We start from the raw sequence: 20566 nt of genomic DNA, 5'->3' as shown, positions 1-20566 counted from the left end.
CTTTCAGGTGTCATCCGCGAATCGGGCTGGTCCGCCGCTTCCGGATTCACGCCTGAGGCGCTCTGAGATACTCCCGAAACGACGAGAGCAGCGACCATCAGGTCACTGCTCAGGCTCCGGGAAGGTTGATGCGTGCGCGCGTTATCGCTTCATCTCGGCCCCACCCGGAGCCTTGATAAAGAAACGCCAATAGCGTGCGGACTGCATCACGCGACCGAGGCTAGCACAACCGCTTCCCCGGCCGCCAAATCGGCGGTCGGGGGTCACGGGATCGCGGCCAGCACGGTCTCCGCGTCGACGGCGGGCAGATCGCAGACGGTTCCGCGGCACACGTAGGCGGCGTCCAACCCGCCGACCGGTCCTCGATCCTCCAACAGCGGCAGCGAATCCCGTTCGCCGGCGACCACCACCACGCCGCCCGGCACGCCGCGCCGGATCTGCGCGGCGAGTTCGCCCGCGCTGTCGGCGGACTGAGCCACCGCCACCTGGACGGGCCCGGCCACTCGCGCGATCGCCACCGAAAGCCAATGCCCGGCCGAGCGCGGCGCCTTGGCGAGAATGAGTCCCGAGCGGCTCAGGGTCGCGTCGAGCAGTTCCCCGTAGCGTGCGGCATCGTCGACGGAGGGGACGAGAGTCGACGCCAGAAGCAACGCCTCGGCGGCCAGCGAGGCACCCGCCGGGGTGGCCCCGTCCACCGGATCGCGCGGACGGAGCAGCAGGCCGGTCGGATGGGCGTCGTACCAGGCGCCGAACGAATCCGGGTCGGCGAAGACCTCGATCATCTTCTCGATGACCGCCGACGCCGTTGTGCGCCAGCCGATCTCACCAGTCACCTGGTGCAGCGTCAGCAGCGCCGTCGCGAAGGCCGCGTAGTCGTCGAGACCGCCGAGGGGCGCCGCCGGCGTCCCGTCGAGCGACGACCGTCGCAACTCGTCCCCGACCAAGTGCACCTCGGCGAGGACCCGCGCGCATTCGGCGGCTCGCGCCACCCACCGCGGTCTTGCCAGCGCGGCGCCGGCCTCGGCCAAAGCCGTCACCGTCATCGCGTTCCACGCGGTCACCACCTTGTCGTCCCGGTCGGGCTGCGGTCGCCGGTCCCGTGCGGCGCGCAGACGCGACCGCACCGAGGCGTAACGGATCCGGTCGCCCGGGTCGCGGAGCAACTGCAGCGTGGAAGCCCCCTGCTCGAACGTCCCCCGATCGGTCACGGTGAACAGCGCCGCGGCCCACGCGCCGTCGTCGGGTCCGAGCACGTCGATGAGTTCGCCGGGGCGCCAGACGTAGGTGAGCCCTTCGACGCCTTCGGTGTCGGCATCGAGCGACGAGGCGAATCCCGACCCGGTCCACAGGTGCTCGTCGAGGAAGTCGGCGGTCTCCTCCGCCACCCGCAGCGCCAGCGCGTCACCGCGCCTCGCTAGATGGGCGTACGCGCGCAACAGCAGAGCGTTGTCGTAGAGCATCTTCTCGAAGTGCGGAACCACCCAGTCTGCGTCGACGGCATAGCGGGCGAAACCGCCCGCTAGCTGGTCGTATATGCCTCCGCGCGCCATCGCGTGGGCGGTGCGCGTGGCCACGGCACCTGCTTCGCCGAGACCCAGCAGTTCATCGGCGCGCAACAGTGCTTCCAGCAGGGCGGTGGGCGGGAACTTCGGCGCAGCGCCGAATCCGGACGAGCGCGGATCCTCGTCGGAACAGATCGCGCGGACCGCGTCGGCGAGCAGTTGTGCGTCCGGCGGCGGCCCGGTCGGCAGTGAGGCCGCGTTGGCGCGCAGGTGTTCTGCGATCTTGGTTCCTGCGACGATCACCTCGTCGCGCCGGTGATCCCAGGTCCGGGTGATCGCGTCCATCACCTCGGAGAATCCGGGCTGCCCGTTGCGGGGCGTGGGCGGAAAGTAGGTGCCGCAGTAGAACGGATCGGCGTCGGGTGTCAGGAAGCAGGTCATCGGCCACCCGCCCTGGCCGGTCATCGCGACCGTCGCGGCCATGTAGATCGCGTCGATGTCGGGACGTTCTTCTCGGTCCACCTTGATGCAGACGAAGTCCCGGTTCATCTGCGCGGCCAGCGTCTCGTTCTCGAAGGTCTCGTGCGCCATCACGTGACACCAGTGGCACGCGGCATACCCCACCGACAGCAGCACCGGGACGTCGCGGCGGCGCGCCTCGTCGAAGGCCTCCTCACCCCACTCCTGCCAGTGAACCGGGTTGGCGGCGTGCTGGCGCAGATAGGGGCTCGACGATTCACCGAGCCGATTACGAGCGCTATCCGCGGTCTGTGGATCCTCCACTGTTCTGGCCTCCATTGTCGTGGCCCGTGTTGTTCCGGTGTCCGTCACCGGCGCCGTTCTCGGCCTCGGCCGGTGTCGTCGACTCGGGTAGCCCGGCCGGGTCGTCGACTCGGTCGGTGCCGTCGTCGAAGGCCTGGTCCGGTGCAGGATTGTCGGCGTCGAAACTCTCGGGCAGCTTCTTGAGCTGCTTGTTCATCGACCGGATCAGCAAGAAGACGGCGATCAGCAGCAGGATGATGATCAGCAGGCCGATCGGCGACGCCTTGCCGAATTCCGGGCCTTTCGCCGGCTCGTCGGCCAGTAGCATCACCGCGTCAGAGGACAGGGACAGGACGTTCATTGCTGCTCAATTCCGGCGAAGAGATCGTTCTCCGGGAGGTCTGTGTGCACCCGGGTCTGCGCCAGCTCGAATTCTTCGGTCGGCCACAGTCGCTGCTGCCATTCCAGCGGGACAGCGAAGAAGAAGCCGTTGGGGTCGATCTGCGTCGCGTGTGCGCGGAGTGCGTCGTCGCGCTGCACGAAGTAGTCGCTGCACTCCACCTGGGTGGTGACGCGGCCCATCATGTCGCCTTGGTTACGGCGCCACTTGCTGAGCCATTCCTTGAACGGGTTCTCCTGACCGGCCTTCTCGAACTCGTCCGAGAACGCGAGGATCCGATCGCGGATGAAACCGTGCGTGTAATAGAGCTTGAGCGGCGTCCACGGATCGCCGGCCTCGGGGAACTGTTCCGGATCACCGGACGAGTCCCACGCCGCCATCGACACCTCGTGGCACTTGATGTGGTCGGGATGCGGGTAGCCGCCGTTCTCGTCGTAGGTGATGATCACGTGCGGACGGAACTCGCGGATCACCTTCACCAGACGCTCGTTGGCCTCCTCGAGCGGTACCAGCGCGAAGCATCCCTCCGGCAGCGGAGGCAGCGGGTCGCCCTCGGGCAGACCCGAGTCGACGAAGCCGAGCCACCGGTGCTGCACGCCGAGCGCCTTGGCCGCGGCAGCCATCTCGTCACGCCGGATCTGTGTGATGTTGTCCATCACTCCCGGGCGGTCCATCGCCGGGTTCAGGATGTCGCCGCGCTCCCCGCCGGTGAGGGTGACGACCATCACCTCGTGCCCCTGCGCTGCGTATTTGGCCAGAGTCGCCGCCGCTTTGCTCGACTCGTCGTCGGGATGTGCGTGCACAGCCATGAGCCGCAGCCCGTTCGCGCGTTCGGTCACGCTTCCTCACCTTCGCTTAGCTCCTACCCAACATGGTAGGTATTGACGCGTGAGCACATCAGACGGGGGCGCCGACCAGCAGAAGCCGCGCAGTGGCCCGCGGGCGACCTATCCGGCAGATCGGTCGCGGAGCAGCAAGCGCCGCTGGTTCTACGGGCTCGCCGTGCTCGTCGTCGTCGCGGGTGTCGGGATCGCATACCTCGGTTTCCGTCAGTTCGGCGATCCGGACGTCTCTGGACAGGCGACGGGTTACGAGCTCCTCTCGTCCGACCGCGTCGCCGTTCAGTACACCGTCAACCGCAACAGCCCGGACGACGCCGTCGTCTGCATCGTCCGCGCGCGCGCCAAGGACGGCGCCGAAGTGGGCCGCCGCGAGGTGCTGGTCCCCGCGGGCACCGAGGTGCAGGTCGGCGCCCGCACCGAGGTCGCGACGTCTCGGCCGCCGGTGATCGGCGAGGTGTTCGGCTGCACGCTCAACGTACCCCCCTACCTCTCCCCGAACGCATGACGCACGCCGGGCAGGCGGTCTTCGCCAAACTCGCCAGTCCGTACTACCCGGCGCTGACGGCGCTGTTCGTCGGCATCATGCTGATCAGCAACATCGCCGCCACCAAGGCCGTCGTCCTGTTCGACGACTGGCTGCACTTCGACCTCGGCCCTCTTCACGTCAACGGCCTGGTGACCGACGGGGCCTTCTTCCTGTTCCCGCTGAGCTACGTCATCGGCGACGTCATCAGCGAGGTCTACGGGTTCCGCGCGATGCGCCGGACCATCGCCTCCGGTTTCGCTGTGATCGTCCTCGCGTCCCTGTGCTTCTGGGTGGCGATCGAACTGCCCGCCGCAGACTTCTACGACGGCCAGTCCGGGTTCGAGTCGGTCCTCGGCACGGTTCCGCGGATCGTCGCCGCCGGGCTCGCCGGTTACGTCGTCGGCGAGCTGCTGAATTCCTTCGTGCTCGTGAAGATGAAGGAGCGGGCCGGGGAGCGGCACCTATGGGCCCGGCTGATCGGGTCCACCGTGGTCGGCGAGTTCTTCGACACGCTCGTGTTCTGTTCCATTGCCGCCACGGCGATCGGAATCAGCACGTGGTCGGACTTCATCAACTACGTCGTCATCGGTTTCGTGTGGAAGACGCTGGTGGAAGTGGTCGTCATGCCGATCACGTACGCCGTGGTCCGCTACCTCAAGCGGGCCGAGCCGAGCTATGCCGAAGCGCTCGCCGATGTTAGCCGAGTCACCTCGGATGTGCCTTAGAACACAGGCGCTGCTATCATTGGCTGTGCACGGCTCCGCGAGGGGCCGTGTTGCTGCATTTAGAGCAGTCCAAGCGGACAGATCGTCCAGTAGCGGACAGCAAAGGAGACCACAATGACCGATGCGGGTGTGACTTGGTTGACGCCGGAGTCGTACGAGCGCTTGAAGGGTGAGCTCGATTCGCTTATTGCGAATCGGCCGGTCATTGCCGCCGAGATCAACGAGCGCCGCGAAGAGGGCGACCTCAAGGAGAACGGCGGCTATCACGCAGCGCGCGAGGAGCAGGGCCAGCAGGAAGCGCGTATTCGCCAGCTGCAGGATCTGCTCAACAAGGCGAAGGTCGGCGAAGCCCCGAAGCAGTCGGGTGTGGCGCTCCCCGGCTCGGTCGTGACCGTCTACTACGACGGCGACGAGTCGGACAAGGAGACTTTCCTCATCGCCACCCGCGAGGAGGGTTCGGGCGACATCGAGATCTACTCGCCGAGCTCCCCGCTGGGCGCGGCTCTCATCGATGCGAAGGTCGGAGAGACTCGGACGTACACGGTCCCCAGCGGCGCCGAGATCAGTGTGACGCTGGTCAGCGCAGAGCCGTACCAGCCGTAAGTTCAGGCCGGAAAGGGCCGATCCGCACAGCGGATCGGCCCTTTCTCATGTCTGGACCCACTCCGAGGGAACGTCAGTACCGCCGGCCCGGAAAGTCGTCTGGGCGGGGCTCATCAGGCCGGTCGGGCGTCGTCTCGTCCGACTGCGCGAACTCATCCGCCAGCAGCCTCAGTAGCTCCGCCTCGACGTCGGAGAGCGCGTGGTTGGTCTCCTGCTCGGCCGCCCGCATCCCCGGCCGCGTATCAGCGCCGGGCATCAGATAGGTCGGTGGAACGTCGAGCGCCCGAGCGAGGCGGTACACCGTCGACATCAGCGGGTCGGCGATCCCCGACGCGCTGTTGCTGGTCGCTCGCTCCAGATTCGATACCGCGTTTCGGTGCAACCCGCACCGCTCCGCGAGCTCTTCCTGGGACAGGCCGCGCGCCTTCCGGACGGTCACCAGACGATGACCGAACGCGAACGCATAGGTATCCCACTCGAGGGATCCACGGTCGGCCGACAGCACAACAACCAATCTGACGACTGCACACCAGAATGTCCGCACACCACCGTGTGCGAGTGCCGTGACCTGCGGCTACGCGGCGAAATTGGTTGTCACAAAGGCATTTTCGAGATCGTCGCGCGAGTGAAGGCCAGTGCACGGTCGCAGATCTCGGAGGGCGGCGGCGGGGTGGGCCCGACGTACATTGCGACGGTGTGGACGCCTGCTCGACCTGACTGCACGTACGTATCGCAGTCAGCGAGTTGTGCTGAGCGATGCAGTCCGACAACCCGTCCGTTGATTGAGAGGTCGGCCAGCCAAATGTCATCCCCCGAACGGAACTTGGCTTTGTCCGCTGCGAGACTCGCGGAGTTGCCAACGAACTGTGCGATCGACCAACCACTGTGTTTGCCCGTGATGTACCGCCATCGACAACCCCTCAGCGTCTGACCGTCAGTCCCGGCCGCATCGGTAGCCGTCGTTGGATCAATGCTCAATCGCGCAAGTTCTTCGAGCCCGACCGCTGTGCATGGCTCGAATACCGTTCCGTCGTTCGCGCCGTTCCATCGCCGCGAATGGGACGTCTGGAAAGGCAACGTGCGTCCTGAATCATCGACCTGCCTTACTTTGCTGCTAAGCGCCGAAGGAACTACCGGCTGTCCATCTTCATGGGTCGCACATCCTGCGAGTAGGGCTAAGACCAGAGGCACCAATGGAAGTACGCTTCGTATCTCACTCGCCAATGCTCGGCGGTGTCAACTCGTGGAAGCAACGTTGTCCTTCAGTAGGCGTTCGAAGACTTCCCGTGGAGTGTAGAAGCCCAGGCACTGCCGTGGCCGCTCGTTGAGCTCGCGGGCGATCGCTTCGAGGTACAGCTGATCGGATGGGATTTCGGTGCCCTTGGGCAGGTACTCGCGGATCAGGCCGTTGGTGTTCTCATTCGTCGGGCGTTCCCATGGCGAGCGGGGATGAGCGAAGTAGATCGGCAACTCGGCGGCCACGGTGACGCTGGCGTGCTCGGCCATCTCGGTGCCTTGATCCCACGTCAGGCCCTGTCGCATGAACTCCGGCAGTCCTCGCAGGTGATCGATCAGCACATCAGCAACGCCGGGTGCTTTCTTCCCGTCCGGCAGACCCAGGATCAGCGTGTACCGGCTGGTGCGCTCGACCAAGGTCACCGCCGCGGACTGGCCGGCCTTCCCGACGATCAGATCTCCTTCCCACCAGCCCGGCACCCGCCGATCGGCCGCGGTCTCGGGGCGGTCGTCGATGCTGACCATGCCCACGATCCGCGCCGACCGCTCACCGACTGACTTGCGGGGTTTACGCGCGGTGCGCTTGGACTGCAACAGGATGCCCTGAGCAGCCAACTCTCCCTTCGGAAGAGCATAAATCCACCGATAGATCGACTCGTGTGACACGCGGCGGCCCTGCGCGTTCGGTGAACCCGTCATGGGATCCACTGTGGGGTCTTGGGCCTCGAGCTTCAACCTCCCCGCGATCTGGCGCGGCGTCCGCGACCTGCGCAGGTCGGACCGTACCCGGTCGGCGAGCACCGAGTCAGCATCGATCGCCCTCGTCTGCGGACGGGCCCGCCGTGCGCGGGCGTGCTTGTCGGCGTGCACCACCTGATACGCGCCCGTCTTGGTGGCATTGCGTTTGATCTCGCGAGACACCACCGACTTGTCGCGCCCGATCTGCTCGGCGATCGCCGTGACCGTCATCCCCGCACGCCGTCCGACCGCGATCTCCGTCCGGTCCGCCACCGTCAACATCATCCGTCCCAGCCCCACCCAGGGTCTCCTACCGCGCTACCCGCAACCCCTCGTGGCCTGCAGTGTTGCTACGACGGTATGACACCGCCCTCTCCTCCGCATCAGCAGCCTCCATCTCCGCGATCGCATGCTCGGAGGCAGTCGCGAGAGACGCGGCATCGGTAGAGCTACGCGCAAGTGATCTACTGCCACCACGCAGGACTCTAGTCAGAGCGTCGAATAGGAGATCCCCTTCGACACACCCGCTGCCGAAGTAGTTCGCCCTCAGGACGTAGTTGAGCGCCGTCGCCAACTCCCCCAACTCATCGGCGCACTCTTGCGCGACCTCCGCCCGTTTTCGCCAGAGTTCCTGCACGTAGACGAGTTCGCTCACTATGCCCTCCGGTACGCCGACGCGATGGAACGACATTCCGTAGCGGAGACCGTCACCCCCCAAATCGAGACGGTCTCCGCTCCGGAATCCCCTTCGCCATCAAGTCTGTTTTCGTGTTCATGAATTAGACGCACCAAACGCCCGATCGGTTCCACTTTTGCGCGAGAATTCTTTTCCAGCAACCGTTTTCGCTGGTCAAGAGACCAGCCAGAACAGCACCGGCGTGTCGGCGCACGGCTACACTGCGTACCCATGGCCTACGACCTGCAACCGTTCGACGAGTTCTACTTCGACACCGCGCCGATGAAGTACACCATCGATGTGCACATCCCCGTCGCTCCCGAGACCGCGTGGGCCGAGTTCACGCGCCAGAACACCCTGGACTGGTGCCGTGCACTGAACTCGGTCACGTACACATCGCCCGCGCCGTACGGCGTGGGCACCACACGCTCGGTGGCACTCGCCCCGGGCGTCGTGAAGATGGACGAGTACTTCTTCCTGTGGGACGAGGACTCCGAGACGTCGACGTACAAACACGGCTTCCACGGCGTGCGGGCGAACATCCCCGGACTCAGGAAGTTCGGCGAATACACCGAGGTGTCGCCGACCGAGCACGGCTCACGCCTTGTCTGGAAGTTCGCGATGGAACTCGGCGGCACCGGGCTGCCGCCGTTCCTGTCCGGTCCCATCGCCAACGGCGCCTTCGGCACGGTGAAGACCGACACCGTCAAGCATTTCGCGACCTTCAACGGCTGACACCGCGAGCCGTTCGCCACGGCTCACGGCGTCGTCCCCGTTACGCGAGCGCCTGGCGCACGTCCTCGAGAAGATCGTCGGCGTCCTCGATTCCGACCGACAGTCGGACGAGGTTGTCGGGCACCTCGAGCAGAGAGCCGGCGGTGGACGCGTGGGTCATCGCTCCCGGATGCTCGATCAGCGACTCGATGCCGCCGAGCGATTCGGCGAGGGTGAACACCTTCGTCCGCGCACAGAAGTCGAGCGCAGCCTCACGACCACCGGTCAGCTGAACGGAGATCATGCCGCCGAAGCGCCGCATCTGCTTGGCCGCGACCGCATGCCCCGGGTGGTCGGCCAGCCCCGGATAGAGCACCTTCTCGATCTTCGGATGCGCCGAGAAGAACTCGACGAGCTTCTCGGCGTTGTCGCAGTGCCGGTCCATTCGCACGGCGAGTGTCTTGATGCCTCGCATCGTCAGGTAGGCGTCGAAGGGCCCCGGAACTGCGCCCGCGCCGTTCTGGAGGAAGGCGATGTCGGAGTCGAGCTGCTCGTCGTTGGTGACGATCGCTCCGCCGACCACGTCCGAGTGTCCGCCGAGATACTTGGTCGTCGAATGCACGACGGCATCGGCGCCGAGCGTCAGCGGCTGCTGCAGGTACGGAGTCGCGAAGGTGTTGTCCACGACGAGCTTGGCGCCGGCCGCGTGCGCGACCTCGGCGACAGCCGCGATGTCGCCGACGTTGAGAAGCGGATTGGTGGGCGTCTCGACCCAGACGAGCTTGGTCGCGGGGGTGATCGCCGCACGGATCGCCTCGACGTCGACGACCGGCGCCACCGAGTAGGTGATACCCCACTCGGTGAATACCTTGTCGATCAGCCGGAAGGTGCCGCCGTACGCGTCGTTCGGGATCACGAGGTGGTCGCCGGGACGCAGCGTGGCGCGCAGCAGCGCGTCGGTGGCCGCCATGCCCGACGCGAACCCGCGACCGAACCGTCCGGCCTCGATGGCCGCGATATTGGCCTCCAGCACCCGTCGGGTCGGGTTGCCGGTACGCGCGTACTCGAACCCGTCGCGCATCCCGCCGACCCCGTCCTGCGCGAACGTGGAGCTCGCGTAGATCGGCACGTTCACCGCACCGGTGCGCTCATCCGGATCCCAGCCCGCGTGAATTGCCTTGGTCGAAAATCCCTGCTCGGACACTACTTCTCCTCCTGCTGACGGATGGCGATCGGGTGCGTGCTCGCGAAGGCGAGCAGGTCGTGCCGGGTGATGACGCCGACCGGCTTGCCGTCGTCCACCACCATCAACGCGTCGGAGGTGCTGAGAGCTTCCATCGCGGCCGAGACGGGCTCGCCCGCACCGATGAGCGGAAACGCCTCGCCCATGTGCGCCGACACCGGGTCGGCCAGATTGGCGCGCCCCTCGAAGACCGCGCTGAGCAGGTCCCTCTCGGACACCGCGCCTGCGACCTCGCCGGCGGTGATGGGCGGTTCGGCGCCGACAACCGGCATCTGCGAGACGCCGAACTCGCGAAGAATCTCGATCGCGTCGCGGAGCGTCTCCTGGGGATGCGTGTGCACCAGATCAGGCAGCGTGCCGCCCTTTCCTCGGAGCACATCGCCGACACGCGATTCCGTGCGCGGAGTGCCGTCGAGCGGCGTGCGCAGGAACCCGTAGCTGCTCATCCAATCGTCGTTGAAGATCTTCGACATGTAGCCGCGACCGCCGTCCGGAAGCAGCACCACGACCACGGCGTCCGGCCCCTCACGCTCGGCGATCTTCAGCGCGGCCACCACCGCCATACCGCACGAGCCGCCGACCAGCAGGCCCTCTTCACGCGCCAGCCGCCGGGTCATCTCGAACGAGTCGGCGTCGGACACCGCGACGATCTCGTCGGGGACGGTGGGGTCGTAGGCGTCCGGCCAGAAGTCCTCGCCCACGCCCTCGACGAGGTACGGACGCCCCGATCCACCCGAATAGACCGAGCCTTCGGGGTCGACGCCGACCACCTTCACGCGCCCGTCGGAGACCTCCTTGAGGTAGCGGCCGGTTCCGGTGATGGTGCCGCCGGTGCCGACGCCTGCGACGAAATGGGTCACCTTGCCCTCGGTGTCGCGCCAGATCTCCGGACCGGTGGTCTCGTAATGACTCAGCGGGCCGTTCGGATTCGCGTACTGGTTCGGCTTCCACGCTCCCGGGATCTCCCGGGTGAGGCGATCGGAGACGTTGTAGTAGCTGTCGGGGTGCTCCGGCGGGACGGCGGTCGGGCACACGACCACCTCGGCACCGTAGGCGCGCAGCACGTTGCGCTTGTCCTCGGCCACCTTGTCCGGGCAGACGAAGACGCATTTGTAACCGCGCTGCTGCGCGACCAACGCGAGACCCACACCGGTGTTGCCCGACGTCGGCTCGACGATGGTGCCACCGGGCTTGAGCTCGCCGGATTCCTCGGCCGCGTCGATCATGCGGGTGGCGATGCGGTCCTTGGAACTGCCGCCCGGGTTGAGGTACTCGACTTTGGCGGCGACCAGGCCGGACCCCGGCTGCACGACCTTGTTGAGCTTGACGAGCGGAGTGTTCCCGACCAGGTCTACAACGTGATTGGCGATGCGCATACCGTCCATGGTCCCATCTACGACCACGCCCCGCCCGATCGGGCGGTCAATGGATCGTCCGAAATGCGCAGTGACGCCCTGGAGTAACGTGGCGCACATGTCTGAAGCTGTCATCGTCTCCACCGCACGCTCCCCGATCGGCCGCGCCGGCAAGGGCTCTCTGAAGGACGTTCGTCCGGACGAGCTCGCTCGCCAGATGGTCGCCGCCGCACTCGCCAAGGTTCCCGAACTCGACGTCGCCGACATCGAGGACATCCACATGGGCATCGGTCAGCCCGGTGGCCAGGGCGCCTACAACATCGGCCGCGTGGTCGCCGTCGAGCTCGGTCTCGACCACGTCCCCGGCGTCACCGTCAACCGCTACTGCTCGTCGTCGCTGCAGACCACTCGCATGGCGTTCCACGCCATCAAGGCCGGCGAGGGCGACGTCTTCATCTCCGGCGGCGTCGAGAGCGTCTCCAGCTTCGGTGTCTCCGGCGGCGCCGACGGGGCACCCAACTCGAAGAACCCGGTCTTCGACGAGGCCATCGCTCGTACGGCCAAGGCCTCCGAGGGCGGCGCGGGAAAGTGGCACGATCCCCGCGAGGACGGGCTGCTCCCCGACGTCTACATCGCGATGGGCGAGACCGCCGAGAACGTCGCCTCGTACACCGGCATCTCCCGCGAGGATCAGGACCGCTGGGGCGTCCTGAGCCAGAACCGTGCCGAGAAGGCCATCAACGACGGCTTCTTCGCCCGCGAGATCGACCCGGTCACGCTGGCCGACGGCACCCAGGTCACCACTGACGACGGCCCGCGCGCCGGCACCACCTACGAGAAGATCTCGCAGCTCAAGCCGGTCTTCCGTCCGGACGGCACGGTGACGGCGGGCAACGCGTGCCCGCTGAACGACGGCGCCGCCGCGCTGGTCGTCATGAGCGATGACAAAGCGAAGGCGCTCGGTCTCAAGCCGCTGGCCCGCATCGTCGCGACCGCGGCCACCGCCCTGTCGCCCGAGATCATGGGGCTGGGCCCGATCGAGGCCGTGCGCAAGGTTCTCCGCGTCGCAGGCATGTCGATCTCCGACATCGATCTGTTCGAGATCAACGAGGCATTCGCCGTCCAGGTCCTGGGTTCGGCGGCCGAGCTCGGCATCGACCATGACAAGCTGAACGTCTCCGGCGGCGCGATCGCCCTGGGTCACCCGTTCGGCATGACCGGCGCCCGGATCACCACCACCCTGCTGAACAACCTCAACACCTACGACGGTCAGTTCGGCATCGAGACCATGTGCGTCGGCGGTGGCCAGGGCATGGCGATGGTGCTCGAGCGTCTCTGACGGCGAGCCCTCACACGACCGCGAACGGGCGGGTCCGGAGATCTTCTTCGGACCCGCCCGTTCTGCGTCCGCGGGGCCGCTCGCAGTTCAGCGAACGTCGACCGTCGCGAATCCCGGTGTGACGACCCCGCCCGCGGCCATCAGCGTGACGACGATCCGGCCCCGCCCGGTGTGCAGCACCGCCTGCGCCGGGTGGTCGTTGAGCCCGGCCGACATCCGTGCGGCGCCGGTCGCGCCGGTCGCCGTGTTCAGCCACCACACGCGCCCGAACGGCAGACAGCCCCACCGTTCGGAGAGGGTTCCGGTCACGGTCACCTGGCCCGCCCCGGGGCCGCTCTCGAGCCCGCAGTGGATGGGCGGCACATCGAAACTGCCGTTCGGGTTCCCGAAGGATGCCGGCTGGATCGCGAACGGCTGTACCGGCGCCGCCGAGGCGGTCCCCGCGCCCACCGTCGCCGCCACAACCGAGCCCGCGACCGCCGCCGCAAGCGTCAACCGCCGCCGTAGACCTTGTTCGATCATGTCCGACTCCCGTCGTCGCGCCTGTATCCACCGAACAACAAAGAGCCCGGTGATGCAACCGATCTCTCGGTGCACACCGGGCTCTGAGCCGACCAGCCAAGTCTATTGACTAGTCACTGTTGAAGTAGCTCAGCAGTCGCAGGATCTCGACGTAAAGCCAGACCAGGGTGACGGTCAGCCCCAGCGCCACACCCCATGCCGCCTTCGACGGCGCGCCGGCGCGGATGAGCTCGTCGGCCTGGTCGAAATCGAGCAGGAACGAGAAAGCCGCGAGGGCGATGCAGACCAGCGAGAAGATGATCGCGATCGGTCCGCCGCTCCGCAGGCCGCTGTCGACGCCGAACAGTCCGAGGACCAGGTTGCCGAGCATCAGGACGAGCACACCGACCATGCCCGCCATCAGCATGCGGGTGAATCGGGGGGTGACGCGGATGGCGCCCACCTTGTAGACCACCAGCATGCCGACGAACACACCGAGGGTGCCGAGGACCGCCTGCCCGATCAGCGCACCGGCCGAGGTGTCATCGCTGATGACCCAGTTACCGAACACATACGAGATCGAACCGACGAACAGTCCCTCGAATGCCGAGTAGGTGAGGACGATCGCGGGGTTGTCCTGTTTGCGGCCGAAGCTCGCGATGAGGACGAGGATCAGACCGCCGATCGCACCGACAGCCATCAGCGGCGCGGCGAGCGAGGCCTGCTGCGAGATCGCGAAGTAGGCGCCGGCGGCGACGACGATCAGGACGCCGAGCGTCATTGCGGTCTTGGTGACGACGTCGTCGATCGTCATCGGGCGGGTGTCGGCCTGAGGCACGTATCCCTGGGTGTACTGGTCGGTGTACTGCTGCTGGCCGGTCGCCATCGACGCCTGGCCGGCGCCCGCCAGTCCCTGACCGAAGGAGGCGTAACCGCCCGCCTCCTTCTTATTGTCACGGACCACGCCACGCATGATCGGGTTACTGCTCTCTCGCACTGGTGCTCCTTTAGAAAGTTGTGCGCATCAGTTGACTTGGCTGATTCACGGGTTCAACGATCCTCGAGCCGATTCGGTTCCGACTTTACCTATTCTTGACCGAGGCCGTTGCACACAGCGCGCAGCGCCGACTCCGCCAGCTCGTATCCCTCACCCCACGGCAGGCCCGGCTTGGCGATCATCAGCGATGCGAGACCGTGCGCAGTGGCCCAGAGCGTGAGGACCGTCTGCACGGTGTCCGCACGTGGAATCAGTCCCTGGTCCATCATCTCTTCGACGGTGTCGGAGAAGTGCACGAACGCCGACGAGAGCAAGACCTCGTCGGTGAGCGTCGGCTCCCCCGGCGGGGTGACGCGGGCGAAGGTGATGCGGTACATCACGGCACTGTCGATGGCGAACCGGACGTAGGCCAGCCCCTGCGCCAAGCCGCGGTCGAAGAGGTCGTCGATCCCCTCCGACGCCCGCATCATCACCTCGTCGAACTGCTCGAAGAATCGGGCGCATACGGCGTCGAGCAGCGCTTCCTTGTCCTCGAAGTGCAAGTAGATCGACGGAGGCGTCACCCCGACACGGCCCGCGACCGCCCGGATGGACACCTTCTCCTCACTGCCCGACTCGATGAGCAGGTCGGTGGTGGCCGAGATGATCTCCTCGGCGAGCTGATCGCCCGATCCTCGCGGTGAGCGCGGACGGGGCGACACATGATCGTTCATGACCGCAGTTCACTCCTCCTTGAATCCGAACCGATCGTGCAGCGCACGAAGCGGTGCCGGCGCCCACCAGTTTCCCACTCCCATGATCCGCATGAACGCGGGAACCAGAAGCATGCGGATGAACGACGCGTCCATCAACACTGCGATGGTGAGACCGACTCCGAACATTCTCATGAACGACACCTCCGACGCGGCGATCCCGGCGAAGACGATGCTCATCAGCAGGGCAGCTGCCGTGACCACGCGCCCGGTTCGGGCGATGCCGACGGCGACGGCGTGGTCGTTGGCTGCTCTGGTCCGATCGGATTTGAGCCACTCCTCCCTGATTCTGCCGAGCAGGAACACCTCGTAGTCCATCGAGAGCCCGAAGGCGATGCAGAACATCAGCACGGGCATCGTCGCCACCAGGTAGCCGGTCGACGTGGTGCCGAGGCCCCCGAGGTGACCGTCCTGGAAGATCCAGACCATCGCGCCGAACGTGGCCGACAGCGACAGCACGTTCAGGACGACGGCCTTGAGCGGTAGCACCACGCTCCCGCTGAACAGGAACAGCAGGACATACGTGAGCACGGCGATCACACCGAGCACCCACGGCAGATAGGTGAGCAACGCCGCGACCACATCGTGGTTGAGTGCGGCGAGGCCGGTCACCTGGACCACTGAACCCTGCGGGGCCGGGACCGCGCGCAGCGCCGACACCTGATCTTGACCTGCCTCGCTCAGCGGATCGACGTCGCTCGACGCCGTCACCACCGAGTACTCGCCCGACCCGGCCGAGGGGTCGCCGGGCGCCACCTGACGCCCTTCCAGGAATACGCCGACCGGGGCTGTGACGGCGCCGACCCCGGTGACTCTCGACAGTGCCGCCGCGTAGTCCGACATCGCGTGGTCGGAGACCGCCCCCTCGACCACCACGGTCGCCGTGCCGCCCGAGTCCTGGTCGTACTCGTCCCGGATCTCCTGCTGCACCGAGTGGGCGGTGGCCGTCGACGGCAGCACGCGGTCGTCGGGGAAGCCGAACTTGATGCCGAGGAAGGGTGCTCCGAGGAGCAGCAGCACTGCGGGAACGATGATCGCGACGGGGACGGCGCGTCGCAGCACCACCGTCGCCATGCGGTACCAGCCCGTCTGCTCGATCGGCTTCGGTTCCGGCTCGGGACGGCCGCGCCGCCGCCGGATCCACGCCCGGACGTCGAGCGCGTCGACACGATCGCCGAGAACCACCAACAGTGCGGGCGTGATGATCAGGGCCGCGGCCACCGCCACGACCACCACACCGACGCCCGCATAGGCGAACGAACGGAGGAAGTACATCGGGAAGATCGCCAGCGCCGCGAGCGACAGTCCGACCGTGATGCCGGAGAAGAACACCGTGCGCCCGGCGGTGTCCATCGTTCGGAGCACGGCGTCGCGACGGCTCAACCCGCGATCGACCTCCTCGCGGTATCGGGTGACGATCAACAGGGTGTAGTCGATCGCCAGCGCCAGCCCCATCGCGGTGGTGAGGTTGAGCGCGAAGATCGACACGTCGGCGAATCCCGCAATGACCCGCAGTAACGCCATCGTTCCGGCGATCGCCGCCACGCCGACCAGAATCGGCAGTGCCGCGGCCACCGCCCCGCCGAACACCACGATCAGGAGCAGGAAGCTGATCGGGATCGCGATGGCCTCCGCCACCGCGAGATCCTTCGACGTCTGCTGATTCACCTGGCTGTACATCAACCCCTGGCCGCCGACCTTCACCTCGAAGCCGTCGATTCTCCCGGTGAGCCGATCGGACAGTTCGGCCGCGTGCTTCGGAGCCAGTTCGTCACCGCCGTCGAGGCCCGCGATGATCTGCGTGGAGGTCTTGTCCCTGCTGAGGAGTTCTCCGGCCAGCCCCGGATTCGACCAGATCGAGAGGATGGGCTTCTGTACGTAGCCCGCCGCCTCGAGCTCACCGACGATCTTCCGGCCGACCTCCGCGGCCGCGCCGCTCGTCGCCATATCGGTACCCGCGGGCCCGTCGATCTTCACCACCACGTCGGCACCACCCCGATGGAACTCCCGATCGAGGACGTCGCGGGCCTGGGACGACTCCGCATGCGGGTCGTCGTATCCGCCGGCGAGCATCTTGTCCGCGGCACCGAGCCCGTAGAAGCCGCACAGCGCGAGCAGCACCACCGCTACTCCCAGTACCAGTCTGGGCGCGCCGACCACACGTCGTGTCAATCCAGTGAGCATCTCCGAGTCCCCTGATCGCGATCACTTATCAGCGTTAAGTTAGCAACTGGGCGTCCATTCGAGGAAGCCCCGGCCGCCGCCGAGTGATTCACCACACGTTTGAAATAGAACGTGTTTCAATCGACATATGGCGGATGCGATCGATCACGAAGGCAGCGCGCAGGTGGCACGACCGAGCGAATCCCGGCGCGATCCGGACTGGCTCCGCGAACGACTCGGTCACTGGTTGCGTCGGCAGGAGGGTCCCGATGCACGTGTCACGGCCGTGACGGTGCCGGAGTCGAACGGGATGTCGAGCGAGACGCTCCTCGCCGAAGCGTCGTGGGGAGGTCAGGAGCGGTCCCTGGTGATCCGCGTGGCGCCGCAAGCCGAGAGCGATCCGGTCTTCCCCTCCTACGACCTCGACGGGCAGTACCGGCTCATTGATCACGTCCGCACTCATTCCGACATTCCGCTGCCCCGGCTCTGGTGGTCGGAGACGGGATCGGCGGCGCTGGGCGCACCGTTCTTCGTGATGGACCGCGTGGACGGACAGGTGCCGCCGGATGTCATGCCGTACAACTTCGGCTCCTGGGTCACCGAGGCCACGCCCGAACAGCGATCGTCGATGATGTGTGCGACGGTCCGAGTCCTCGCCGAGATCCACCGCGTACCGGTGCCGGACGTGTTCATCGCGCAGCCCGCCGCCGGCGAGTCTCCGCTCGCCGCACACATCCGGCGCCTTCGCGACTTCTACCGCTGGGCCAGCGCAGGCCGGGCGGGGTCGCCACTCATCGAACGCGCCTTCGCCTGGGTCGAGCAGAACAGGCCGGAGCCGACCGAGAACGTGCTCACCTGGGGAGACGCCCGCATCGGCAACATCATGTACCGAGATTTCGAACCGGTGGCCGTTCTCGACTGGGAGATGGCCGCCCTCGGCCCGAGGGAACTCGACATCGGGTGGATGATCTTTCTCCACCGCTTCTTTCAGGACCTCGCGGAGATGGCGGGAATCGAGGGACTGCCCGACTTCCTGCGACGCGAGGACGTCGCCGCCGAATACCGGCGGCAGACCGGACACGCACCCGCCGATCTGGACTTCTACACCACGTACGCGGCCCTGATCCACGCGGTGGTGATGTTCCGAATCCAATGTCGCGCGATCCATTTCGGTCTAGCAGCCGAACCCGCCGATCCCGACGAACTGATCATGCACCGGGCGACTCTCGAAGCGATGCTGGCCGGTACCTACTGGGAACAGGTGAAATGATGCTCTCGGAGATGGACGACTACCCGATTCACCAGGTCGCCGAGGTGATCCGTCACGTCGGCACCTCCGACCGCAACTTCTACGATCGCTACTACTTCAACTGCCATCACGGCGATCCCGACGACCCGTGGCTGATCGTCGGACTCGGCGTGTATCCCAATCTCGGCGTCACCGATTGTTTCGCCGTGGTGCGGTATCGCGACGAGCACATCGTGGTGCGAGGATCACGGGCGCTGGGCGCCAACCGCAACGACCTGCGCGTGGGCCCCTTCCTCGTCGAGGTGGTGGATGGTCTGCAGAAGCTGCACGTGCGACTCGCGCCGGGCCACGGAGACCTCTCCTTCGATCTCGTCTTCGACGCCGACTCTCCTGCTGCTCTGGAGCCGCGCCACTTTCAGCGACAGCTCGAACGCGTCACCTTCGACACCATGCGATTCGTCCAGACCGGCCGATGGACCGGATCGATGACAGTGGACGGCACTCATTTCGCGGTGGAGCCGCACACCTGGCGCGGCAACCGCGACCGGTCGTGGGGTGTGCGCCCGGTCGGCGAAGCGGAGCCGCCGGGGCGACGCGCCGCCGAGACCGATGCCGCGTCGTTCTTCTGGATCTACTCGGTGATGCGGTTCGACGATTACGCGGTCACGGTGATCGTGCAGGAACTGCGCACCGGCGAGCGGGTCTTGGGCGATGCGCGACGGATCTGGAACGATCCGGCGCGCGAGCCGGAATGGCTCGGCCGCGTGGAGCACGACGTCACGTTCGTCTCGGGCGGGCGCGAGCCGGCGTCGGCCATCCTGCGGTTCATCCGCCCCGGAGGCGAGGAGATCGTGGTGCGCTGCGCGCCACGGCTGGCGAACTTCATCGGATTCGGCACGGGCTACGGACTGGAACAGGACTGGCGGCACGGCATGTGGCAGGGCGAGGAGAAGGTGGAGTCGCTGCACCTGAAGGTCTCCGAACTCGACGCGACCATGAAGCTGTTCTGTCCTGCCGACCATCTCGCGACCTTCGAACTGTCGGAGGGGGATCGCACCGTGCGGGGCGATGGCTTGTTCGAGTTCTCCGTCATCGGTCCGCACGATCAGTACGGATTCACCGACTACACGGATGTGGCGCCGTAGACGACGGCACAGACCAGATCAGTCCTGTGGGACGGCACAACCCTCGGGACCGCAGGCGTCGCCGTCGGCGAGCACCGTCGGAGCAGGACGGTCGTCCCATGCCCTGTTGAGGACTTGGGTGAACAATTCCGCCGGCTGCGCCCCGGACACCGCGTACTTGCGGTCGAAGACGTAGAACGGCACTCCGTTGACGCCGAACTCCTGCGCCTGCCGTTCGTCGGCGCGGACCAGGTCTGCGTATCGGTGCTCGTCGGAGAGAACCTCTCGCACACTCGTCTCGTCGAAACCGGCACCGACTGCGACCCGGACGAGGCGCTCGGTGTCGCCGAACAACGGCTCGCTCTCCGCGAAATTGGCCAGGTACAGCGCGTCCAGCATCGCCTCCTGCCGATCCAGTTCCTTCGCCCAGTGAAGGAGCCGGTGCATATCGAAGGAGTTGCCGTAGTCGCGCCCGTCGGTGACGTACTCCAGCCCGGCCTCCTGCGCCGCGTCGCCGAGCCGTCGCTCGCCTTCCGCGGCCTGCTCCAGGGTGCGCCCGTACTTCTCCGCCAGATGCTGCACTACGTCGCCCGAGGTTCCCGCGGGCACCGTCGGGTCCAGTTCGAACGAGCGGTGCACCACCTGCACCTGCTCGGCGTGGTCGAACTCGGCCAACGCGTCGTTGAATCGCTTCTTTCCCAGATAGCAGAAGGGACAGTTGACGTCGGTCCAGATCTCGACCTGCATGAGCGCGCCTCCAAGAATTGATGTCGTCTCGGTCCAACACCAGCGCCGGCGTCGATGTTCCTTTCGTGCCTCAGGCCCGGACACCTTCGTGCCGGACAGTGGGCGCCGGCACCGAGGCTCGGCCCGGGAGCAGCAGCGCCAGCACACCGCCCGCGACCGCCAGGCCGGTGGCCCACCAGAACGAGTAGCGGAACCCGATGGTCATGGTGGCGCCGGCGGTCAGGACGACGGCGATCACCGCCGTCCCGAATGAGCCGCCGACCTGCTGGAACGACCGCGTGACGACACTGATGTCGTTGCGTTCCGAACCGTCGGCCCCCACGAAGCCCGCCGCCATCAGCGGACTCAGCAGTGTTCCCAGCCAGACCGCGA

21 protein-coding genes are annotated in these 20566 nt (G+C 66.5%); 7 read left to right on the top strand and 14 right to left on the bottom strand.

The genetic code is table 11. The annotated features are described in order from the left end of the window. Window positions 1–263: 263 nt before the first annotated feature. From ACK8HH_RS05245 to mca, 3 genes are read right to left on the bottom strand one after another with little or no spacing between them, the layout of a single operon-like run. Window positions 264–2300 (bottom strand): thioredoxin domain-containing protein, encoded by a 2037-nt coding sequence (locus tag ACK8HH_RS05245; RefSeq protein WP_375002457.1) that lies wholly within the window; start codon window positions 2298–2300, stop codon window positions 264–266. After that, window positions 2260–2625 carry a hypothetical protein gene (locus ACK8HH_RS05240; RefSeq protein ID WP_006898048.1) on the bottom strand — a complete coding sequence of 122 codons (366 nt, stop codon included), beginning with the start codon at window positions 2623–2625 and terminating at the stop codon, window positions 2260–2262. Before ACK8HH_RS05240 ends, ACK8HH_RS05245 begins: the two co-directional genes overlap by 41 nt. Next, a complete protein-coding gene (mca, locus tag ACK8HH_RS05235; RefSeq protein WP_045537340.1) occupies window positions 2622–3473 on the bottom strand; it encodes a mycothiol conjugate amidase Mca in 852 nt (283 codons plus the stop codon). The genes ACK8HH_RS05240 and mca overlap by 4 nt, the downstream gene beginning before the upstream one ends. A 79-nt stretch (window positions 3474–3552) precedes the next feature. On the opposite strand from mca, the gene ACK8HH_RS05230 reads away from it, so the two are divergent. From ACK8HH_RS05230 to greA, 3 genes are all read left to right on the top strand, one after another. Next, window positions 3553–4011: a DUF4307 domain-containing protein gene (locus ACK8HH_RS05230; RefSeq protein WP_006898050.1), complete on the top strand. Its 459-nt coding sequence runs from the start codon at window positions 3553–3555 to the stop codon at window positions 4009–4011. Further along, entirely contained in the window at window positions 4008–4757 is a 750-nt protein-coding gene (locus ACK8HH_RS05225; RefSeq protein WP_375002460.1) for a queuosine precursor transporter, read from the top strand. The genes ACK8HH_RS05230 and ACK8HH_RS05225 overlap by 4 nt, the downstream gene beginning before the upstream one ends. Window positions 4758–4871: 114 nt before the next feature. After that, entirely contained in the window at window positions 4872–5360 is a 489-nt protein-coding gene (gene greA, locus ACK8HH_RS05220) for a transcription elongation factor GreA (protein WP_006898052.1), read from the top strand. A gap of 73 nt (window positions 5361–5433) precedes the next feature. Here the strand turns inward: greA and ACK8HH_RS05215 are convergent, their stop codons facing one another. From ACK8HH_RS05215 to ACK8HH_RS05205, 3 genes are all read right to left on the bottom strand, one after another. Then, complete coding sequence (locus tag ACK8HH_RS05215; RefSeq protein ID WP_006898053.1) at window positions 5434–5865, bottom strand: helix-turn-helix domain-containing protein; 432 nt, start codon at window positions 5863–5865, stop codon at window positions 5434–5436. 89 nt (window positions 5866–5954) lie between these two features. Then, window positions 5955–6551, bottom strand: a complete 597-nt coding sequence (locus tag ACK8HH_RS05210) for a DUF3558 family protein (RefSeq protein ID WP_412475716.1) — start codon at window positions 6549–6551, stop codon at window positions 5955–5957. A 45-nt stretch (window positions 6552–6596) separates the two neighbouring features. Then, window positions 6597–7619, bottom strand: coding sequence for an IS30 family transposase (locus tag ACK8HH_RS05205; protein ID WP_412475205.1), 1023 nt, complete (start codon window positions 7617–7619; stop codon window positions 6597–6599). Window positions 7620–8241: 622 nt separating this feature from the next. Here ACK8HH_RS05205 and ACK8HH_RS05200 point away from each other — a divergent pair. Then, window positions 8242–8745 carry an SRPBCC family protein gene (locus ACK8HH_RS05200; protein WP_375002462.1) on the top strand — a complete coding sequence of 168 codons (504 nt, stop codon included), beginning with the start codon at window positions 8242–8244 and terminating at the stop codon, window positions 8743–8745. A gap of 40 nt (window positions 8746–8785) precedes the next feature. On the opposite strand, the gene ACK8HH_RS05195 is transcribed toward ACK8HH_RS05200, so the two are convergent. Both ACK8HH_RS05195 and ACK8HH_RS05190 read right to left on the bottom strand, forming a co-directional pair. After that, window positions 8786–9928: a cystathionine gamma-synthase gene (locus ACK8HH_RS05195; RefSeq protein WP_006898057.1), complete on the bottom strand. Its 1143-nt coding sequence runs from the start codon at window positions 9926–9928 to the stop codon at window positions 8786–8788. Beyond that, on the bottom strand, window positions 9928–11343 hold the full coding sequence (locus ACK8HH_RS05190) for a cystathionine beta-synthase (protein WP_006898058.1): 1416 nt from the start codon (window positions 11341–11343) through the stop codon (window positions 9928–9930). The genes ACK8HH_RS05195 and ACK8HH_RS05190 overlap by 1 nt, the downstream gene beginning before the upstream one ends. Before the next feature lie 97 nt (window positions 11344–11440). Here ACK8HH_RS05190 and ACK8HH_RS05185 point away from each other — a divergent pair, with 97 nt between their 5' ends. Beyond that, window positions 11441–12661, top strand: coding sequence for an acetyl-CoA C-acetyltransferase (locus ACK8HH_RS05185; protein ID WP_062367153.1), 1221 nt, complete (start codon window positions 11441–11443; stop codon window positions 12659–12661). 87 nt (window positions 12662–12748) lie between these two features. Here ACK8HH_RS05185 and ACK8HH_RS05180 read toward each other — a convergent pair whose 3' ends face one another. The 4 genes from ACK8HH_RS05180 to ACK8HH_RS05165 form a co-directional block, all read right to left on the bottom strand. Further along, a complete protein-coding gene (locus ACK8HH_RS05180) occupies window positions 12749–13183 on the bottom strand; it encodes a hypothetical protein (protein ID WP_006898060.1) in 435 nt (144 codons plus the stop codon). 109 nt (window positions 13184–13292) lie between these two features. Continuing rightward, window positions 13293–14159 carry a Bax inhibitor-1/YccA family membrane protein gene (locus ACK8HH_RS05175; RefSeq protein WP_006898061.1) on the bottom strand — a complete coding sequence of 289 codons (867 nt, stop codon included), beginning with the start codon at window positions 14157–14159 and terminating at the stop codon, window positions 13293–13295. 89 nt (window positions 14160–14248) lie between these two features. Further along, entirely contained in the window at window positions 14249–14872 is a 624-nt protein-coding gene (locus ACK8HH_RS05170) for a TetR/AcrR family transcriptional regulator (protein WP_006898062.1), read from the bottom strand. A 9-nt stretch (window positions 14873–14881) separates the two neighbouring features. After that, window positions 14882–17095 (bottom strand): MMPL family transporter, encoded by a 2214-nt coding sequence (locus ACK8HH_RS05165; RefSeq protein WP_222111282.1) that lies wholly within the window; start codon window positions 17093–17095, stop codon window positions 14882–14884. Window positions 17096–17222: 127 nt separating this feature from the next. Here ACK8HH_RS05165 and ACK8HH_RS05160 point away from each other — a divergent pair, with 127 nt between their 5' ends. Both ACK8HH_RS05160 and ACK8HH_RS05155 read left to right on the top strand, forming a co-directional pair. Continuing rightward, window positions 17223–18344: a phosphotransferase family protein gene (locus ACK8HH_RS05160; protein ID WP_412475592.1), complete on the top strand. Its 1122-nt coding sequence runs from the start codon at window positions 17223–17225 to the stop codon at window positions 18342–18344. Then, entirely contained in the window at window positions 18344–19468 is a 1125-nt protein-coding gene (locus ACK8HH_RS05155; RefSeq protein ID WP_278127406.1) for a hypothetical protein, read from the top strand. The genes ACK8HH_RS05160 and ACK8HH_RS05155 overlap by 1 nt, the downstream gene beginning before the upstream one ends. 18 nt (window positions 19469–19486) lie before the next feature. Here the strand turns inward: ACK8HH_RS05155 and ACK8HH_RS05150 are convergent, their stop codons facing one another. Further along, entirely contained in the window at window positions 19487–20194 is a 708-nt protein-coding gene (locus ACK8HH_RS05150; RefSeq protein WP_222111284.1) for a DsbA family oxidoreductase, read from the bottom strand. A 70-nt stretch (window positions 20195–20264) separates the two neighbouring features. Continuing rightward, window positions 20265–20531 (bottom strand): hypothetical protein, encoded by a 267-nt coding sequence (locus ACK8HH_RS05145; RefSeq protein WP_278127477.1) that lies wholly within the window; start codon window positions 20529–20531, stop codon window positions 20265–20267. Window positions 20532–20566: the final 35 nt, after the last annotated feature.

It is taken from the genome of Gordonia sp. LUNF6, from assembly GCF_047041125.1.
GTDB lineage: Bacteria > Actinomycetota > Actinomycetes > Mycobacteriales > Mycobacteriaceae > Gordonia > Gordonia sihwensis.
This window is presented reverse-complemented; position numbering and strand designations above follow the sequence as displayed.

Bases quoted from the DNA above. Each gene is read 5' to 3' on its own strand.
- ACK8HH_RS05245 (WP_375002457.1), bottom strand. From the start codon at position 2,300: ATGGAGGCCAGAACAGTGGAGGATCCACAGACCGCGGATAGCGCTCGT.
- ACK8HH_RS05240 (WP_006898048.1), bottom strand. From the start codon at position 2,625: ATGAACGTCCTGTCCCTGTCCTCTGACGCGGTGATGCTACTGGCCGAC.
- mca (WP_045537340.1), bottom strand. From the start codon at position 3,473: ATGGCTGTGCACGCACATCCCGACGACGAGTCGAGCAAAGCGGCGGCG.
- ACK8HH_RS05225 (WP_375002460.1), top strand. From the start codon at position 4,008: ATGACGCACGCCGGGCAGGCGGTCTTCGCCAAACTCGCCAGTCCGTAC.
- greA (WP_006898052.1), top strand. From the start codon at position 4,872: ATGACCGATGCGGGTGTGACTTGGTTGACGCCGGAGTCGTACGAGCGC.
- ACK8HH_RS05205 (WP_412475205.1), bottom strand. From the start codon at position 7,619: ATGATGTTGACGGTGGCGGACCGGACGGAGATCGCGGTCGGACGGCGT.
- ACK8HH_RS05200 (WP_375002462.1), top strand. From the start codon at position 8,242: ATGGCCTACGACCTGCAACCGTTCGACGAGTTCTACTTCGACACCGCG.
- ACK8HH_RS05190 (WP_006898058.1), bottom strand. From the start codon at position 11,343: ATGCGCATCGCCAATCACGTTGTAGACCTGGTCGGGAACACTCCGCTC.
- ACK8HH_RS05185 (WP_062367153.1), top strand. From the start codon at position 11,441: ATGTCTGAAGCTGTCATCGTCTCCACCGCACGCTCCCCGATCGGCCGC.
- ACK8HH_RS05180 (WP_006898060.1), bottom strand. From the start codon at position 13,183: ATGATCGAACAAGGTCTACGGCGGCGGTTGACGCTTGCGGCGGCGGTC.
- ACK8HH_RS05170 (WP_006898062.1), bottom strand. From the start codon at position 14,872: ATGAACGATCATGTGTCGCCCCGTCCGCGCTCACCGCGAGGATCGGGC.
- ACK8HH_RS05165 (WP_222111282.1), bottom strand. From the start codon at position 17,095: ATGCTCACTGGATTGACACGACGTGTGGTCGGCGCGCCCAGACTGGTA.
- ACK8HH_RS05160 (WP_412475592.1), top strand. From the start codon at position 17,223: ATGGCGGATGCGATCGATCACGAAGGCAGCGCGCAGGTGGCACGACCG.
- ACK8HH_RS05155 (WP_278127406.1), top strand. From the start codon at position 18,344: ATGCTCTCGGAGATGGACGACTACCCGATTCACCAGGTCGCCGAGGTG.
- ACK8HH_RS05150 (WP_222111284.1), bottom strand. From the start codon at position 20,194: ATGCAGGTCGAGATCTGGACCGACGTCAACTGTCCCTTCTGCTATCTG.
- ACK8HH_RS05145 (WP_278127477.1), bottom strand. From the start codon at position 20,531: ATGGCGGCGGGCTTCGTGGGGGCCGACGGTTCGGAACGCAACGACATC.